18 protein-coding genes and 1 tRNA gene are annotated in these 14938 nt (G+C 61.7%); 6 read left to right on the top strand and 13 right to left on the bottom strand.

Features of this window, described 5'->3' with window-relative positions; genetic code table 11:
* Window positions 1–10 precede the first annotated feature (10 nt).
* Complete coding sequence (locus HPQ62_RS02185) at window positions 11–673, top strand: 2OG-Fe(II) oxygenase (protein ID WP_174800861.1); 663 nt, start codon at window positions 11–13, stop codon at window positions 671–673.
* A 104-nt stretch (window positions 674–777) separates the two neighbouring features.
* On the opposite strand, the gene HPQ62_RS02180 is transcribed toward HPQ62_RS02185, so the two are convergent.
* Window positions 778–1728, bottom strand: a complete 951-nt coding sequence (locus tag HPQ62_RS02180) for an ELM1/GtrOC1 family putative glycosyltransferase (protein ID WP_174800860.1) — start codon at window positions 1726–1728, stop codon at window positions 778–780.
* 216 nt (window positions 1729–1944) lie between these two features.
* Window positions 1945–2029 (bottom strand) — tRNA-Leu (locus HPQ62_RS02175).
* Between the two features lie 195 nt (window positions 2030–2224).
* Between HPQ62_RS02175 and lipB the strand changes: the two genes are divergently transcribed.
* Window positions 2225–2941 carry a lipoyl(octanoyl) transferase LipB gene (lipB, locus tag HPQ62_RS02170; RefSeq protein ID WP_174800859.1) on the top strand — a complete coding sequence of 239 codons (717 nt, stop codon included), beginning with the start codon at window positions 2225–2227 and terminating at the stop codon, window positions 2939–2941.
* 4 nt (window positions 2942–2945) lie between these two features.
* Here the strand turns inward: lipB and HPQ62_RS02165 are convergent, their stop codons facing one another.
* The gene (locus HPQ62_RS02165) at window positions 2946–3317 is read right to left on the bottom strand and encodes a helix-turn-helix domain-containing protein (RefSeq protein WP_174800858.1); all 372 of its coding nucleotides are present in this window, start codon (window positions 3315–3317) and stop codon (window positions 2946–2948) included.
* A 188-nt stretch (window positions 3318–3505) separates the two neighbouring features.
* Here HPQ62_RS02165 and HPQ62_RS02160 point away from each other — a divergent pair, with 188 nt between their 5' ends.
* From HPQ62_RS02160 to fghA, 4 genes are read left to right on the top strand one after another with little or no spacing between them, the layout of a single operon-like run.
* Window positions 3506–4633, top strand: coding sequence for an S-(hydroxymethyl)glutathione dehydrogenase/class III alcohol dehydrogenase (locus HPQ62_RS02160; protein ID WP_174800857.1), 1128 nt, complete (start codon window positions 3506–3508; stop codon window positions 4631–4633).
* Entirely contained in the window at window positions 4633–5091 is a 459-nt protein-coding gene (locus HPQ62_RS02155; RefSeq protein WP_174800856.1) for a GNAT family N-acetyltransferase, read from the top strand. Before HPQ62_RS02160 ends, HPQ62_RS02155 begins: the two co-directional genes overlap by 1 nt.
* Window positions 5088–5549: a YaiI/YqxD family protein gene (locus HPQ62_RS02150; RefSeq protein WP_174800855.1), complete on the top strand. Its 462-nt coding sequence runs from the start codon at window positions 5088–5090 to the stop codon at window positions 5547–5549. The genes HPQ62_RS02155 and HPQ62_RS02150 overlap by 4 nt, the downstream gene beginning before the upstream one ends.
* 14 nt (window positions 5550–5563) lie before the next feature.
* Window positions 5564–6394 (top strand): S-formylglutathione hydrolase, encoded by an 831-nt coding sequence (gene fghA, locus HPQ62_RS02145; protein ID WP_174800854.1) that lies wholly within the window; start codon window positions 5564–5566, stop codon window positions 6392–6394.
* A 350-nt stretch (window positions 6395–6744) separates the two neighbouring features.
* Here fghA and HPQ62_RS02140 read toward each other — a convergent pair whose 3' ends face one another.
* The 10 genes from HPQ62_RS02140 to HPQ62_RS02095 all read right to left on the bottom strand — a co-directional run bounded on the left by HPQ62_RS02140 (window position 6745) and on the right by HPQ62_RS02095 (window position 14931).
* Window positions 6745–7494 (bottom strand): ATP12 family chaperone protein, encoded by a 750-nt coding sequence (locus HPQ62_RS02140; protein WP_174800853.1) that lies wholly within the window; start codon window positions 7492–7494, stop codon window positions 6745–6747.
* Entirely contained in the window at window positions 7491–8156 is a 666-nt protein-coding gene (locus HPQ62_RS02135; RefSeq protein WP_174800852.1) for an HAD-IA family hydrolase, read from the bottom strand. The genes HPQ62_RS02140 and HPQ62_RS02135 overlap by 4 nt, the downstream gene beginning before the upstream one ends.
* Before the next feature lies 1 nt (window position 8157).
* Window positions 8158–9147: an RluA family pseudouridine synthase gene (locus HPQ62_RS02130; protein ID WP_174800851.1), complete on the bottom strand. Its 990-nt coding sequence runs from the start codon at window positions 9145–9147 to the stop codon at window positions 8158–8160.
* Window positions 9148–9208: 61 nt separating this feature from the next.
* Window positions 9209–9586, bottom strand: coding sequence for a fluoride efflux transporter CrcB (gene crcB, locus HPQ62_RS02125; protein WP_174801411.1), 378 nt, complete (start codon window positions 9584–9586; stop codon window positions 9209–9211).
* A 40-nt stretch (window positions 9587–9626) separates the two neighbouring features.
* Complete coding sequence (lipA, locus tag HPQ62_RS02120; RefSeq protein ID WP_174800850.1) at window positions 9627–10604, bottom strand: lipoyl synthase; 978 nt, start codon at window positions 10602–10604, stop codon at window positions 9627–9629.
* 120 nt (window positions 10605–10724) lie between these two features.
* Window positions 10725–10976, bottom strand: coding sequence for a GlsB/YeaQ/YmgE family stress response membrane protein (locus HPQ62_RS02115; protein WP_174800849.1), 252 nt, complete (start codon window positions 10974–10976; stop codon window positions 10725–10727).
* Window positions 10977–11046: 70 nt separating this feature from the next.
* Window positions 11047–12492, bottom strand: coding sequence for a dihydrolipoyl dehydrogenase (gene lpdA / locus HPQ62_RS02110; RefSeq protein ID WP_174800848.1), 1446 nt, complete (start codon window positions 12490–12492; stop codon window positions 11047–11049).
* Window positions 12493–12556: 64 nt separating this feature from the next.
* Window positions 12557–12793 (bottom strand): HP1242/YdcH family protein, encoded by a 237-nt coding sequence (locus HPQ62_RS02105; RefSeq protein ID WP_174800847.1) that lies wholly within the window; start codon window positions 12791–12793, stop codon window positions 12557–12559.
* Window positions 12794–12869: 76 nt separating this feature from the next.
* Complete coding sequence (locus HPQ62_RS02100) at window positions 12870–13508, bottom strand: SGNH/GDSL hydrolase family protein (RefSeq protein ID WP_174800846.1); 639 nt, start codon at window positions 13506–13508, stop codon at window positions 12870–12872.
* 10 nt (window positions 13509–13518) lie between these two features.
* A complete protein-coding gene (locus HPQ62_RS02095; RefSeq protein ID WP_174800845.1) occupies window positions 13519–14931 on the bottom strand; it encodes a pyruvate dehydrogenase complex dihydrolipoamide acetyltransferase in 1413 nt (470 codons plus the stop codon).
* Window positions 14932–14938: the final 7 nt, after the last annotated feature.

The raw sequence follows: 14938 nt of genomic DNA, 5'->3' as shown, positions 1-14938 counted from the left end.
TGGTTTTGAAATGACAGATTACGGCAACGTTCAGGAACATGTGAAGTCGGCCTTCAAGGGCGCCAAGTCCAATCCCGAACCCTATCGGCATTGGCTCCTGTCGGACATGTTCCCGGCAGCTCTGCTGAAGGACATCCAGGCGCTGGACTTTCCGAAGCCCGATCTCGGCGGCGTTTCCGGGACGCGCGAGGTCCACAACAAGAGCCGGCATTATTTCGACCAGCCCAACATCCAGAAACATGCCTGCTGCGCGGCCGTTGCCGAAGCCTTTCAGTCGCCCGAAGTGGCGGCTGTGATTCAGGACACGTTCGGCACCAATATCGAAGGATCGAGCCTGCGCATCGAATTCGCGCAGGACATGGACGGCTTCTGGCTGGAACCGCACACCGATATCGGCGTGAAGATGTTCACCCTGCTGATCTATCTCTCGGATGGCCCCGGTCACGACAAGCTCGGAACCGACATCTACGCCTCCAAGGAAGAGCATGTCGGCCGCTCGCCGTTCGCGCCCAACCACGCGATGATCTTCGTTCCGGCCGACAATACCTGGCACGGCTTCGAAAAGCGTCCGATCGAGGGTGTACGCAAGTCGCTGATCATCAACTACGTCACGCCGGAATGGCGCGCGCGCGAACAGCTCGCCTATCCGGATCAGACGATAGAGGTCGCCTGAGGGCGAGGCGTTTCAGCCCTCAATCTCCCCCCTTGAGGGGGAGATTGTTTTTGCCACCTTCGCCAAGAAACAGAACGTTCCGTGCCCGGTTGCAGGCGCAGCCCTCACCGCCCGCGCTTGGCAAGCCCCTGGCGTATCGCTTCCGCAATCTCTTCCGTCGCATCCACCGGCACATAGTCGTAGGGCTGCAACACCCCCTGAAAGGGCCGCGTCTGACCGGCCTCCTCAAGCCGGTCGATGAAGCCCTCAAGCTTCGGATTCAACCGGTAGGGACGCATCGGAAAGACCGGCTTACCGGTGGAGAGCGCTTCGCTGACCATGTTGTGCGAATCGGCCGTCACCGCCAGCAGGTCGGAGAAGCCCAGCAGCGCGCGGTAGGGGTTCTCTTCAGCCGGTGACCAGATCCAGTGCGGAAAGCCCGCGAGACGCGCCCTGAGCGCCGCCATGACCGGCTCCGGCGTGCGGCGGGACTGGGTGACGATGATGCTGCCGACTTCGGCCTTGGCGTGGTCGATCTGGGCCATGAAATGGCCGACCGCAGCGTCCACATCACGCGTTGCTGAAACAGGGTTGCCGATCAGAAGACCGAGTCGCGGGCCCGGCAGGCTGTTCCATGCCTCAGGCCGCGTGGCCGTCGCTGCGGCGATAGCCTCGGGCGTCAGCGGATGCGGGCCCGTATCGGTCACCAGCACATTGTCGGCGCGGAAACGGTCATGGCGCGGCATCCAGATCAGATCGGCGGCCGCGCTGCCGATTCGCGGATCCTTGAGGAACACGGTAAAGGTCTTGCCGCCGGAAGCGGTCTTGATCGCCTTGAGGTAAGGCACCATCCGCCGCCCGCTCGCAATCGCGACATCGGGAAACGGCGGCGCGATCGGGCTATCCGGGCGGTCCGGGCGATGCTTGGGCGGCACCGGGCCCCGCGGCATCAGCCACTCCCACGGCTTTCCGGGTGCAATCACCTTTTCTTCGGCTTCGCCGCCGAGATGCGCAACAACGCCGAGGCATTGCACCCGATCCCCGATCTTGCCGTCGGTCAATATCCAGATATGCACGCAAACCGCCCTTTGTGCCTGAAAAAGACCAGCCCGTTCTGGTCCCTTGGAGCCAGCGCGTCAACCGGTTGCGCCTGAATAGCTTGCGCCACCGGGCAGCTTGGTTCTTGCGACCTCCAACGGTCAGCGAAAAGCAAAAAAGCCGTCGCGCACGAAGCGAACGGCTTTGACATCATCCGTCAAAAATCGGAAAGCTCGAACCTCGGTTCGAGAAGATGGTGCGGTCGAGAAGACTCGAACTTCCACGGGTTGCCCCACAGCGACCTCAACGCTGCGCGTCTACCAATTCCGCCACGACCGCATCGTGGTAGAGGCCGGTTTGTGCCGGCGCCGCAGCATTTAGCAAAAGCAAACTCGCCACACAAGCGCCCATGATCGTTTTTTTTCATTTCTTTGTCATAAGCTTCAAACCGTCCCTGGCGAAAGCGGCGGCAGGCCTTGCGGCGCTTGCCGTATGACCCCAAATCTGCAAGGACGAAGCCGAAGGACGGCCGATATGCAGAGAAGCGAAATCGAAACACTGATGCACCCCGAGCCCGGCGCACCGCCGGTGCGCTGGCGGGTGTCGGACAGGCTCACCCCCTACCCCGAAGCGCTTGCCGAAATGGAGCGCGAGGTCGACCGCATCGCAGCCGGCGAGGCCGATGAACTGGTCTGGCTTGTCGAACATCCACCGCTCTATACCGCCGGCACCAGCGCAAATCAGAGCGATCTGCTGATGGCGGACCGATTCCCGGTTTATGAGACAGGACGCGGTGGCGAATATACCTATCATGGACCCGGACAGCGCGTCGCCTATCTGATGCTCGATCTGAAGCGCCGGCGGCGCGATGTGCGCGCCTTCGTGGCGGCGATCGAGGAAACCATCATCCTGACGCTTGATTCGATGAATGTGCGCGGCGAGCGGCGCGAGGACCGGGTGGGCGTCTGGGTGCGCCGGCCGGAGCGCCCGCCCCTGCCCGACGGGTCTATGGCCGAAGACAAGATCGCGGCGATCGGCATCAGGCTCAGACGCTGGGTGAGCTTTCACGGCCTGTCGATCAATGTCGAGCCGGAACTCGACCATTTCGGCGGGATCGTGCCCTGCGGGATATCCGGCTACGGCGTGACGAGCCTCGTGGATCTCGGTCTGCCGGTCACGATGGGCGATGTCGATGTGGCGCTGCGGCGCGCATTCGAGGACGTGTTCGGAGAGACCGAGACGGAAGCGTGATTCGCTATTGCAGCGTCCGGTTCGAGGCCACGATGTCGGAAAGCCGGTCAGCGGACGACCTTTCGCCACCGTCGCGCTGGCGCGACCTGCCGACCCTGTTGATCGCCATCACCCGGTCGGTGGCGTTGCGTTCGCTTTCGGCGCAATCGCCCTCCGTGTCACCGGTAATCAGCCAGAACGGTCGCACGTTGAGAATTGCCGCAAGCCGGACAAGCCGATCGATGCTTGGCTCCGAACGATCGCATTCCCAGTTTCGAAGTGATGAGGGATCGACGCCGAGCTGCTCTGCGACCGTGACCAGACTGAGACCAGCACCTTCGCGTGCGCTCAGCAGACGACCGCCAAGCGTGTCGTCAGCGTAGATTTCCGCATCCATCAAGTGTCCTTCCCGAACGTCGCCGGTTTTCCCGGTCTTCCTCGTTCATAGCCAATTGCTCGTTGTTTCGCCAGACAAACCGATCTCTCCCCTGAAATCCGCCTGATTCGGCCGCTTCGATACTTGCCGATGCCGGAGCGCTCATGCGACAGTCGGCCGGAAAACAATGCAATGCGGGAGTATCACCGATGGATGTACGCGCGGCCGTGGCTGTTGAAGCCGGCAAGCCCCTGGAAGTCATGACGGTTCAGCTGGAAGGCCCGAAGGCGGGCGAAGTCCTGATTGAGGTCAAGGCCACGGGCATCTGCCACACCGACGATTTCACGCTCTCAGGCGCCGATCCGGAAGGCATTTTCCCGGCGATCCTCGGCCATGAGGGTGCAGGCGTCGTGGTGGATGTCGGCCCGGGCGTCACCTCGGTGAAGAAGGGCGATCACGTGATTCCGCTCTACACGCCAGAATGCCGCGAGTGCCCCTCCTGCCTGTCGCGCAAGACCAATCTCTGCACCGCGATCCGCTCCACGCAGGGCCAGGGCCTGATGCCGGACGGCACGTCGCGGTTCTCGCTCGATGGCAAGCCGCTCTACCACTACATGGGCTGCTCGACCTTTGCGAACTTCACGGTCATGCCGGAAATCGCGGTTGCCAAGATCAACCCGGACGCCCCCTTCGACAAGGTCTGCTACATCGGCTGCGGCGTGACCACAGGCGTCGGCGCGGTCATCAACACGGCCAAGGTCGAACAGGGTGCGACAGCGATCGTTTTCGGTCTCGGCGGCATCGGCCTCAATGTCATCCAGGGCCTGCGCCTTGCCGGCGCCGACATGATCATCGGCGTCGACCTCAACAACGAGAAGAAGGAATGGGGCGAGCGCTTCGGCATGACCCATTTCGTCAACCCGAAGGAAATCGGCGAGGACCTCGTCCCCTATCTCGTCAACCTGACCAAGCGCGGCGCAGACACGATCGGCGGCGCGGATTACACATTCGACTGCACGGGCAACACCACCGTGATGCGCCAGGCGCTCGAATCGTCCCATCGCGGCTGGGGCAAGTCGGTTGTCATCGGGGTCGCCGGCGCCGGCCAGGAAATCTCGACCCGCCCGTTCCAGCTCGTCACCGGCCGTTCCTGGATGGGAACCGCCTTCGGCGGCGCACGCGGGCGCACCGACGTGCCGAAGATCGTCGACTGGTACATGGACGGCAAGATCGAGATCGATCCGATGATCACGCACCTCCTGAAGCTCGAGGACATCAACAAGGGCTTCGAGCTGATGCATAGCGGCGAGAGCATCCGCTCGGTCGTCGTCTACTGATGAGCCATACTGTCGATATCGCCCGCCTTGATGCGCTCACGGCGGGCGAGCTCTACGCCATCCTGAAGCTCAGGGTGGATGTTTTTGTCGTCGAGCAGGACTGTCCGTATCCGGAACTGGACGGCAAGGATGCCGATGCGCTGCATCTGAGGCTCTTCATCGAGGGCCAGCTTGCAGCCTATGCCCGGCTCTTTCCGGCTGCGGATGGGCCTGCGCGAATCGGCCGCGTCGTCGTCGCATCCGATTTTCGGGGCCGGCGTCTCGGCGAGACGCTGATGCGCGAGGCGATGACGGCTTGCGAGAAGCTGTCGCCCGAGGCCGACATCGCCATTTCGGCGCAGGCACATCTTGCCCGGTTCTATAGCAGCCTCGGTTTCGTCATCACCTCTGACGAATATCTCGAGGACGGAATTCCCCATGTCGACATGGTCCGCGCCCGCGAGGTTGCCGCCGAATGATCTATGTCGATGCCGATGCCTGTCCGGTGAAGCCGGAGATCACGAAGGTCGCCGAACGCCATGGCCTGCCCGTGACCTTCGTTGCCAATACCGGCCTGCGCCCATCGCGCGACCCGATGATCACCAATGTCATCGTCTCCGGCGCTTTCGATGCCGCCGATGACTGGATTGCCGAGCGCGCAGGCGCTGGCGATGTCGTCGTGACCGCAGATGTGCCGCTTGCCGAGCGCTGCGTTCTGGGCGGCGCGCTTGTGACCGGGCCGACGGGACGCGTGTTCGACGACCGCAATATCGGCATGGCCCGCGCGATGCGCGACCTTGGCCAGCACCTCAGGGAAACCGGCGAGAGCAAGGGCTATAACGCGGCCTTTTCGACCCGCGACCGCTCCGCCTTTCTGCAGACGATGGAAAGGCTTTGCCGTCAGGCAAAAGCCATGGCAAAACCCGCCGAAGAATGAATGAAGGAAGCATTATGAAGATCATTTCTGAAAACACCGCCTTTGGCGGCATGCAGGGCGTTTTTGCGCATGATTCGAAAGTCTGCGGCTCGGAGATGACATTTGCGGTGTTCATTCCGCCTCAGGCCGTCGAGCGGCCCTGCCCCGTGCTCTGGTATCTCTCGGGCCTCACCTGCAGCCATGCCAATGTCATGGAAAAAGGCGAATACCGGCGGATGGCCGCCGAACTCGGCCTGATCATCGTCTGCCCCGATACCAGCCCGCGCGGCCCCGATGTTGCCGATGCGCTGACCGACTGGCAGCTCGGCAAGGGCGCCGGCTTCTATGTGGATGCCACGGAAGAGCCGTGGTCGAAACACTACAAGATGGAAAGCTATATCACCGAGGAACTGCCCGCGCTGATCGCGTCGAGCTTCCGCGTCGATATGGAGCGCCAGGGCATTTTCGGTCACTCCATGGGCGGGCATGGCGCCATGACGCTCGCGCTCAAGAATCCCGGCCGCTACAAGAGTTGCTCCGCCTTCGCCCCGATCGTCTCTCCCTCCACCTCCGGCTGGGCGCAGAAGGCGTTCAGGCAGTATCTCGGCGCGGACGAAGCCGTCTGGCGCAAGCATGACGCCTGCGCACTTGTCGAAGACGGCGCGCGCTTTCCCGAATTCCTGATCGATCAGGGTAAGGCCGACAACTTTCTTGAGGACGGGCTGAAGCCGTGGATGTTCGAAGAGGCCGTGAAGGGCACTGATATCGGCCTGACGCTTCGCATGCACGAGCGCTACGACCACTCCTACTACTTCATCTCCACCTTCATGGACGACCACCTGCGCTGGCACGCCGAGCGGGTGTGATCAAGCGCCACTCGCGCGCTCCCTCGTCTTGAAGAGCAGTGATGCAAAGCGTCCGGTGTGGTGGCCTGGATGCTCGGGTCAAGCCCGAGCATGACACAAATCAAAGGCATGCGGCGCGTCCCATGAGGCCGGTCCGTGCGGTCAGGGTGAAGGGACAGGGTTTCCTAGGGATGGCGGATCCCGAGGATATTTCCGCCAAAGCTTGCAACCCTGCCGTCTCAACCACGATCACGGGTCACCCTCGGGCTTGACCCGAGGGTCCAGGCGATATGGCTCAGAGCGCGTTGAGGCTCGCGGAGCTTGATGTCCTGGCTGACCGCCGGGTCGTGGAGCATCAGTCGCCCGCCACGCTATCCAAGCGCCACGAACAGATCGTGGGCGGCTTTCATGTCCTCGAAACGCTTGGCGCGGCGCTTGGCGGCTTCGGCATCTTCGCCCCAGTGCTCGATCGTCCAGTCTTCTTCGAGATTGGCGAGCGCCCACGCCTCATCGAGCGTCAGACGTCTGCGCGCGAGCGCAAGCGTCACCAGCGCCGAACCGGTCAGCGTCGTCATCACATGCAGGCTTCCGAGTGCGAAGGGGTCGCGGTGGCGCGCAAGCTCGACCTGAAAAGCCTCTATACTTTCAGTCGGTTGCTCTGAAAACATCACGCCTTGAATGAGCATGAATTGCGCGCCCAGCACCTGCTGCGTCCACGCAAGGACAGGGTCCCAGCGTTCGGCCTGTCGCGCAACCAGCTCTTCGGGAGCTTCGGCGCGGTAGAACAGCATGTCGTTGCCCGCATAGGCGACGATTTCGGAAAACACCGCATCCGCGTTTTCCGCAACACCGTCGATCACGGTGTTTGCGAGGCGGGTAACCGGCATCTTGGCGGGATCGATCACCTTTTCCTGGGCGTGCCACTCGGCGCGCACCATCTCGGCGGCGGTGGCCGTCGGCAACACCAACGGCTTGCGACCTGGGGTCTTGACGCCGCGACCATCAAGCTTGATGGCGAAGCCTTCGCCCTCTTCGGCGACGTCTGCGCTCTCGTAGAATTTCTTGGGCAGTTCGGCCCGCATCAGTTCCTGCGAGCGGCGGATCGGATCGAATTCGGTCATTGGGCGTTCTTCACGACAAGTTTCAGGATATTCTCCGGGCTCTCGGCAATGGCGGAGGCACCGGCAGCGGCAAGCTCTGCCGTCATGCCATAGCCCCAGGACACGCCGATCGCCTCCGCGCCGGCATTGCGGGCCATCTGCATGTCATACACAGAATCGCCGATGACGACGGCGTCGGCTGGATCAATGCCGGTGTAGCGGCAGCACTCCAGCACCATAGCCGGATGCGGTTTGGACGGACACTCATCGGCCGTGCGGCTGACGATGAAGTTCTTGGTATAGCCATGCAGGTCAAGCATGTGATCAAGCCCGCGCCGCGACTTGCCTGTCACGGCCCCGATCAGCAGGTCATCCTGCAGGAAGAGCTTTTCGAGCATCTGCGCGATACCCTCATAGAGCTTCTCCTCAAGACCCGGCACGGCGCGCACTTCGGCGAACAGCGACTTGTAATAGCGCATCATCTCCCGGCACTCATCATCGCTCTCCTCGCGACCGAGGAGTTGCGCGATGCAGATATCGAGCGTCAGGCCGACGGTGGCGCGGGTCTTCTCGATGGCCGGAACGGGGTAACCGAAATGGCTGAAGGTCCGCGCCATGGATTCCTGAATGATGGCGATCGTATCGACCAGCGTGCCATCGCAATCGAACAGTACAAGTCTCATGTCATTCCTTGTCGAGATCCACGCGGTCGGCGTCGAAGCCCAGCAGGTTCCAGCTCTGGACCATGTGCGGCGGCAACGGCGCCGTTACACGCAGCCTGCCGCCATCCGGATGGGGCACGTCGATATGGCGGGCGTGGAGATGCAGCCGCTTCTGGATACCGCCCGGGAACTCCCAGTTGGGATCATCATCGAAATATTTCGGATCGCCGATGATCGGGTGGCCGATGTGATGCGCATGAATGCGCAGCTGATGCGTGCGCCCGGTATAGGGCTCCATTTCCAGCCAGGCGAGCGTGTGCGCTGCCGTATCCACCACGCGATAATAGGAAACGGCGTGATCGGCGTCGGCCTCGCCATGCTTTGCGATCCGCATGCGGTCGCCATCCGGCGTCTGTTCCTTGACGAGCCAGGTGGATATCTTGTCGTCGCGCTTGCGCGGCACGCCCTTGACCAGCGACCAGTAGGTCTTCTTGGTGGTGCGCTCGCGAAAGGCTTCGGTGAGAGACTGCGCGGCGCGGCGTGAACGGGCGATTACCAGAACGCCCGACGTATCCCGGTCCAGGCGGTGGACCAGACGCGGCTTCTCGCCGCGCTTGTTGGTCCATGCCTCCAGCATCTTGTCGATGTGACGCACGACGCCGGAGCCGCCCTGCACGGCCAGCCCCGCCGGCTTGTTCAGCACGAATACGCGCTCATCCTCATGGAGCAGCATGCGGGCCAGAAGATCAGCGTCCGAGGCATGTTTCAGCGCCTTGCCCGGTATAGGGCCCGCCACTTTCGGATCGACATTCATCGGCGGAATGCGGATGGTCTGACCCGGTTCAACGCGGGTATCGCTTTTCACCCGGCCGCCATCGACGCGCACCTGACCGGAGCGCAGCAGCTTCTGCAGCGCGCCGAAGCCGAGACCCGGATAATGCAGCTTGAACCAGCGGTCGAGGCGCATGCCCGCCTCGTCATGGTCTACCTTGATATGTTCGATACCCGCCATATGAAAAACCTTTGCTCTCAAGCGCTGGCTTCTATCGCATCGGGCATCGTAATGAAATGGCCTAAAACACCATTCGACCGATGGCGAGGCCCGCAAAGACAGCGAGAAGGCCGAGAATGACGCTTGAGCCCACGTAAATGGCCGCCGGCGCATAGTCGCCACGCTCGATCATGTTCATGGCATCAAGCGAGAACGAGGAAAACGTCGTGAAGCCGCCCAGAAAGCCGGTGACAAGAAACATCCGCATGTCCGCCGACTGGTTCAGAAGCCGCGCCACCGCCTCAACCAGAAGCCCGATCAGCAGCGACCCCACGACATTGACGATAAATGTCCCCCACGGAAAACCGTGGCCGATGGCACGGACGGCAAAGACGCCCACAAGATAGCGACAGCTCGCTCCCAGCCCGCCGCCAATGGCGACGATCAGTGCGTGATACAGCATTTGCGGCAATATCATTTCCCCTTTTTTTAGGGCGCACCTACTCTGCGGCCACCATGGCCTTTATCTTTTTCTCACGATTTTCCCTGAGACGCGCGAAGTCGTCTCCAGCGTGGTGGGAAGAGCGCGTCAGCGGACTTGCCGAAACCATCAGGAAGCCCTTGGTATAGGCGACGGTCTCGTAGGATTTGAATTCTTCCGGCGTGACGAAGCTCACCACGCGATGATGCTTGCGTGTCGGCTGGAGATACTGACCGATGGTAAGGAAGTCGACGTCGGCGGTTCTCAGATCGTCCATCAGCTGAAGCACTTCGTTGCGCTCCTCGCCGAGGCCAACCATGATGCCCGACTTGGTGAACATCGTGGGATCGAGTTCCTTGACCCGCTGCAGAAGCCGGATCGAATGGAAATAGCGCGCGCCGGGACGCACAGTCAGATAGTTCGACGGCACTGTCTCCAGATTGTGGTTGAAGACATCGGGCTTTGCGGCCACCACGCGCTCCAGCGCGCCGGGCTTGCGCAGGAAATCGGGCGTCAGGATCTCGATCGTCGTTGACGGCGAAGCCGCGCGGATGGCGAAAATCACCTTCTCGAAATGCTCCGCGCCGCCATCGGCCAGATCGTCGCGGTCGACCGAGGTGATCACGACATGCATCAGGCCCATCTGGGCGACGGCCTTGCCGATATTTTCAGGCTCGTTGGGATCGAGCGCGCCTGGCTTGCCGGTCGTGACGTTGCAGAAGGCGCAGGCGCGCGTGCAGATTTCGCCCATGATCATGAAAGAGGCGTGCTTCTTGTCCCAGCACTCGCCGATATTCGGGCAGCCAGCCTCCTCGCAGACCGTGACGAGCTTGTTGTCCCTCACGATGCCGCGGGTTTCCTGATAGCCACGCGAGACCGGCGCCTTGACGCGGATCCAGTCCGGCTTGCGCAAAACCTCGGTATCGGGCCTGTGGGCCTTTTCGGGATGGCGCGGCCGTTTCGGCGCGTCACTTGTCGTATCGAGAAGCGTAACCATCATGTCGTCCTTAGTGCCGCCGGGCACTGGGCCCGGTCGGCTTCATTATCTCTGCCGCATCGCCGAGACGATCCGGCTGTTCGAATCAACGCTGTCTTCGGCGAAAATCCGAAGAAAACGTCAGCGCCGGATCAGACGTCCGACAAAAATCAGGATCACCGCGCCGATGAAACCGGCGATCAGGTAACCCAGCCATCCCCCAAGCGCGATGCCGAATACGCCGAGAATGGCGTTTGCAACGATGGCGCCGACGATGCCGAGAATGATATTCATGAAAATGCCCATATCGGACTTCATGAACTTCTCTGCAAGCCAGCCAGCAATGCCGCCGATAATAATTGCGGCAATCCAGCCTACACCCTGTTCATCCATAGAAACCGTCTCCCTTTTGCTAGACGTCAAGGCGGAATCTCTCGCTTCCGCCTACGTCAGCATAAAGGAATCATGCATTAAGTACACGTCCATATGCATCGAGCACGCTTTCTTTCATCATTTCGGAGAGCGTAGGATGCGGGAAGATGGTGTGCATCAATTCTTCTTCCGTGGTTTCCAGGTTCATCGCAATCACGAAGCCTTCGATCAGCTCGGTTACTTCAGCACCGACCATATGGGCGCCGAGAAGTTCGCCGGTCTTCTTGTCGAAAACCGTCTTGACCATGCCCTGATCCTCGCCCAGCGCCACAGCCTTGCCGTTGGCAACGAAGGAGAAGCGGCCAACACGCACGTCGTATCCGGCTTCCTTGGCCTTGGCTTCGGTCAGGCCGACGGAGGCGACCTGAGGATTGCAATAGGTGCAGCCCGGGACCTTGCGCTTGTCGAGGGGATGGACATTCTTCTGGCCGGCGAGCTTTTCAACGCAGATGACGGCCTCGTGCTCGGCCTTGTGGGCGAGCATGGGCGGACCGGCGACATCGCCGATCGCGTAGATTCCCTCGACATTGGTCTTGCAGTATTCATCGATGACGATGCAGCCGCGATCGGTCTTGATCCCGAGCTTTTCGAGGCCGATGTTTTCGATATTGCCCTGGACGCCGACAGCCGAAATCATCCGGTCGGCCGTGATCTTTTCGACCTTGCCGTCCTTGGTCTCGACATGGGCGGTGATGGAATCGCTGCCCTTCTCGACCTTGGCAACCTTCGCTTCGAGCATGATCTTGATGCCGCGCTTTTCCAGACGCTTCTGGGCGAAGGTGGCGATCTCATTATCCTCGACCGGCATCACCTGCTTCATCACCTCGACCACCGTCACCTCGACGCCGAGTGAGCGATAGAACGAAGCGAACTCGATTCCGATCGCGCCGGAGCCCATCACCAGAAGCGTTTTCGGCATCTTGGCGGGCTTGAGGGCCTCAAAATAGGTCCAGATCAGCTTGCCATCCGGCTCGATGCCGGGCAGAGCGCGCGGACGGGCACCAGTGGCAACGATAATGTGCTTGGCCTTGTAGGTGCCCGGGCCCTTGGCACCCTTCGGCGTCGGCGCCTGCGGCTCCACGATCTTCTTCTTGACCTCGGAGACAGTGACCTCACCCGGCTTCGACAGCGTCGCCTCGCCCCAGATGATGTCGACCTTGTTCTTCTTCATCAGGTAGATCACACCGGCATTCATGCGCTCGGCAATGCCGCGCGACCGCTTGACGATCGCTTCGAGATCGGCCTTGACCTGGCCTTCGATGACGAGCCCGTATTCCTTGGCGTGGTTGGTGTTGTCCAGCACTTCGGCGGAACGCAGCAGCGCCTTGGTCGGGATGCAGCCCCAGTTGGAGCAGATGCCGGCCATGTGCTCACGCTCGACGACGGCGGTCTTCAGGCCAAGCTGGGCGGCGCGGATGGCAGCGATATAGCCGCCGGGGCCGGCGCCGATGACGAGGACATCGTAGGTCTCAGACACGGGATACATCTCCTTTAAGGGGAGCCGGGCAATGCCGCCCGGCCCGCTTTGGGGATGCCCGCCTTCAGCGTGTCAGCATCCCGTAGATTTCATCCTTCAGAACCATCCGGCGCCTGCGCATCTCTTCCATGTGCGCATCATCGGTCGGTTCGATGTTTTCCTCCGCGCGATGGACCGCGCGGTTTACCGCATGATAGTCGTCGAAAAGCTTGGCAAAATGCGCATCTTCGACCTTCAATTCGTGAATCCGGTCGCTGAATTCCGGGAATTCCTCGGCCAGCGCGTGCGGGGTGTTCGACATGGATATCTCCTCTGTTGTGGTTGATATCCAGCCTAGCCGCGCTTCGTGTTCACTCCTTGATGTTGATCAAAAACGTTCAAAGTCCAAGCATCATCCGAACGATCGGCTCGAGACCGCGCCCGATTGCGCGGGTATTTTCGGCATCAAGGTGAACGCCGTCGAGCGGGCTCGCCTTGGCAACCGACGCCGCATCGTAGAACCCGCACCCGAATTCGTCCGCCACATCGCTGTAGAAGGTCGAGAGCATCTTAGATTGCTCGACCGTCGAGAGCAGAAAGCCCATACCGGTATCATTGGCCGTGGGCACGGCGTGCGGCGGGGACACCACCAGGATTTCCGGCGCCTCGTGGTCGAACGGATAGGGATGCGAGCGGACGATCTCGATCAACCGCTTCAATCCGTTGCGGCTCGAAAACGCGCCGCCCCCGGTCCACGGCTTCAGATCATTGGTGCCGAGCATGATGATGATCAGATCGAGCGGCGTGTGGCTGGCCAGAAGCGTGGGAAGCACCCGCGCGCCATTGCGGTCAGCCGCCGCCGTGTGATCGTCATAGGCCGTGGTGCGACCACCCAGCGCCTCGGGGAGAACATGAACGCCCTCCCCCAGCGCCTTCTGCAGCACCATCGGCCAGCGGTCCTCATGGGCATGGCGGCCCCGACCGCTCGGGTCGTGCCCGAACGTCAGCGAATCGCCATAGCAGAGAACCGTCTTCATCCGCCCGTCCTCAGACCAGCATCGACATCGGGTTTTCGATATAGCCCTTGAACGCGGCCAGCACTTCGGCTGCGAGCGCGCCATCGACGCAGCGATGGTCGGTCGACAGCGTCACCGACATCACGGTCGCGATCGCCAGTTCGTCATTCTTGACCACCGGACGCTTCTCGCCCGCGCCAACGGCGAGGATCGAGGCATGCGGCGGGTTGATGACGGCTGCGAAGTCCTTGACGCCCATCATGCCCATGTTGGAAACGGCTGTCGTTCCGCCCTGGTATTCGGCGGGCTTCAGCTTCTTCTCACGCGCCCGGTTGCCCAGATCCTTCATCTCGTTGGAGATCACGGAGAGCGGCTTCTCATCCGCCCGCCGCACGATCGGGGTAATCAGACCGCCGGGGATCGATACGGCGACGCCGACATCGACATGCTTGTGAACGACCATGTTGCTGTCCGTCCAGGAGACGTTGGCATCCGGCACGTCGCGCAGCGCCAGCGCCATGGCCTTGATGACCAGGTCATTGACGGAGAGCTTGTAGGCAGGCTTTTCGTTCTTGACGGGCGCTGCCTTGTTCAACTGGCTCCTGAGCGCCAGAAGCGCGTCGAGTTCGCAATCGACCGTCACATAGAAATGCGGGATCGTCTGCTTGGATTCGACCAGACGCTTGGCAATCGTCTTGCGCATGCCGTCATGCGGCACGAGCTCGTAGGAGCCTTCCTCGAACAGCTTGAGGATCGCCTCTTCGGAGGATGCCTTAGCCATCGGGGCGGCGGCGGCCTCTTCTTTCTGGCCAGCATCCGGCTTGGCTGCCGGCGCTGCCTTGCCAACGCCCTCGCTCTCGGCCTTTTCGATGTCGCGCTTGACGATGCGGCCATGGGGGCCGGTACCGGAAAGCTGTGCAAGATCGAGTCCGGCCTCCTTTGCGAGGCGGCGGGCCAGCGGAGACGCGAAGATGCGCTCGCCATCGGCTTTCGGAGCTGCGGGCGCCTTGGCGTCCGGAACCGGCGTATCGGAGGACGGCACACCGCCCTTGGCGACCTTCTCAGCCGTTGCGTCGGAGGACGGCTTCTCGGCCTTGGCCTCTTCCTTGGGTGCGTCCTTCGGTTTGTCTTCCTTGGACTTTTCTTCCTTGGCCGGCGCATCGCCGCCTTCGGCCGCCTTCGCGGCTTCGGCGGCATCTTCGCCGTCCTCGGCAAGGATCGCGATCAGAGCGTTGACCGCCACACCTTCGGTGCCGGCGGGCACCACGATCTTGGCGACGACACCTTCATCGACGGCTTCGACTTCCATCGTCGCCTTGTCGGTTTCGATCTCTGCAATCACATCGCCGGCCGAAACGCTGTCGCCTTCCTTGACCAGCCACTTGGAAAGATTGCCCTCTTCCATGGTCGGCGAAAGCGCCGGCATCGTAATCTTGATGGGCATCTTGACG

The organism is Martelella limonii, assembly GCF_013344475.1.
Classification (GTDB): Bacteria; Pseudomonadota; Alphaproteobacteria; order Rhizobiales; family Rhizobiaceae; genus Martelella; species Martelella limonii.
Note: the sequence above shows the minus strand (reverse complement) of the source record. Positions and strands in the feature narration are given on the sequence as shown.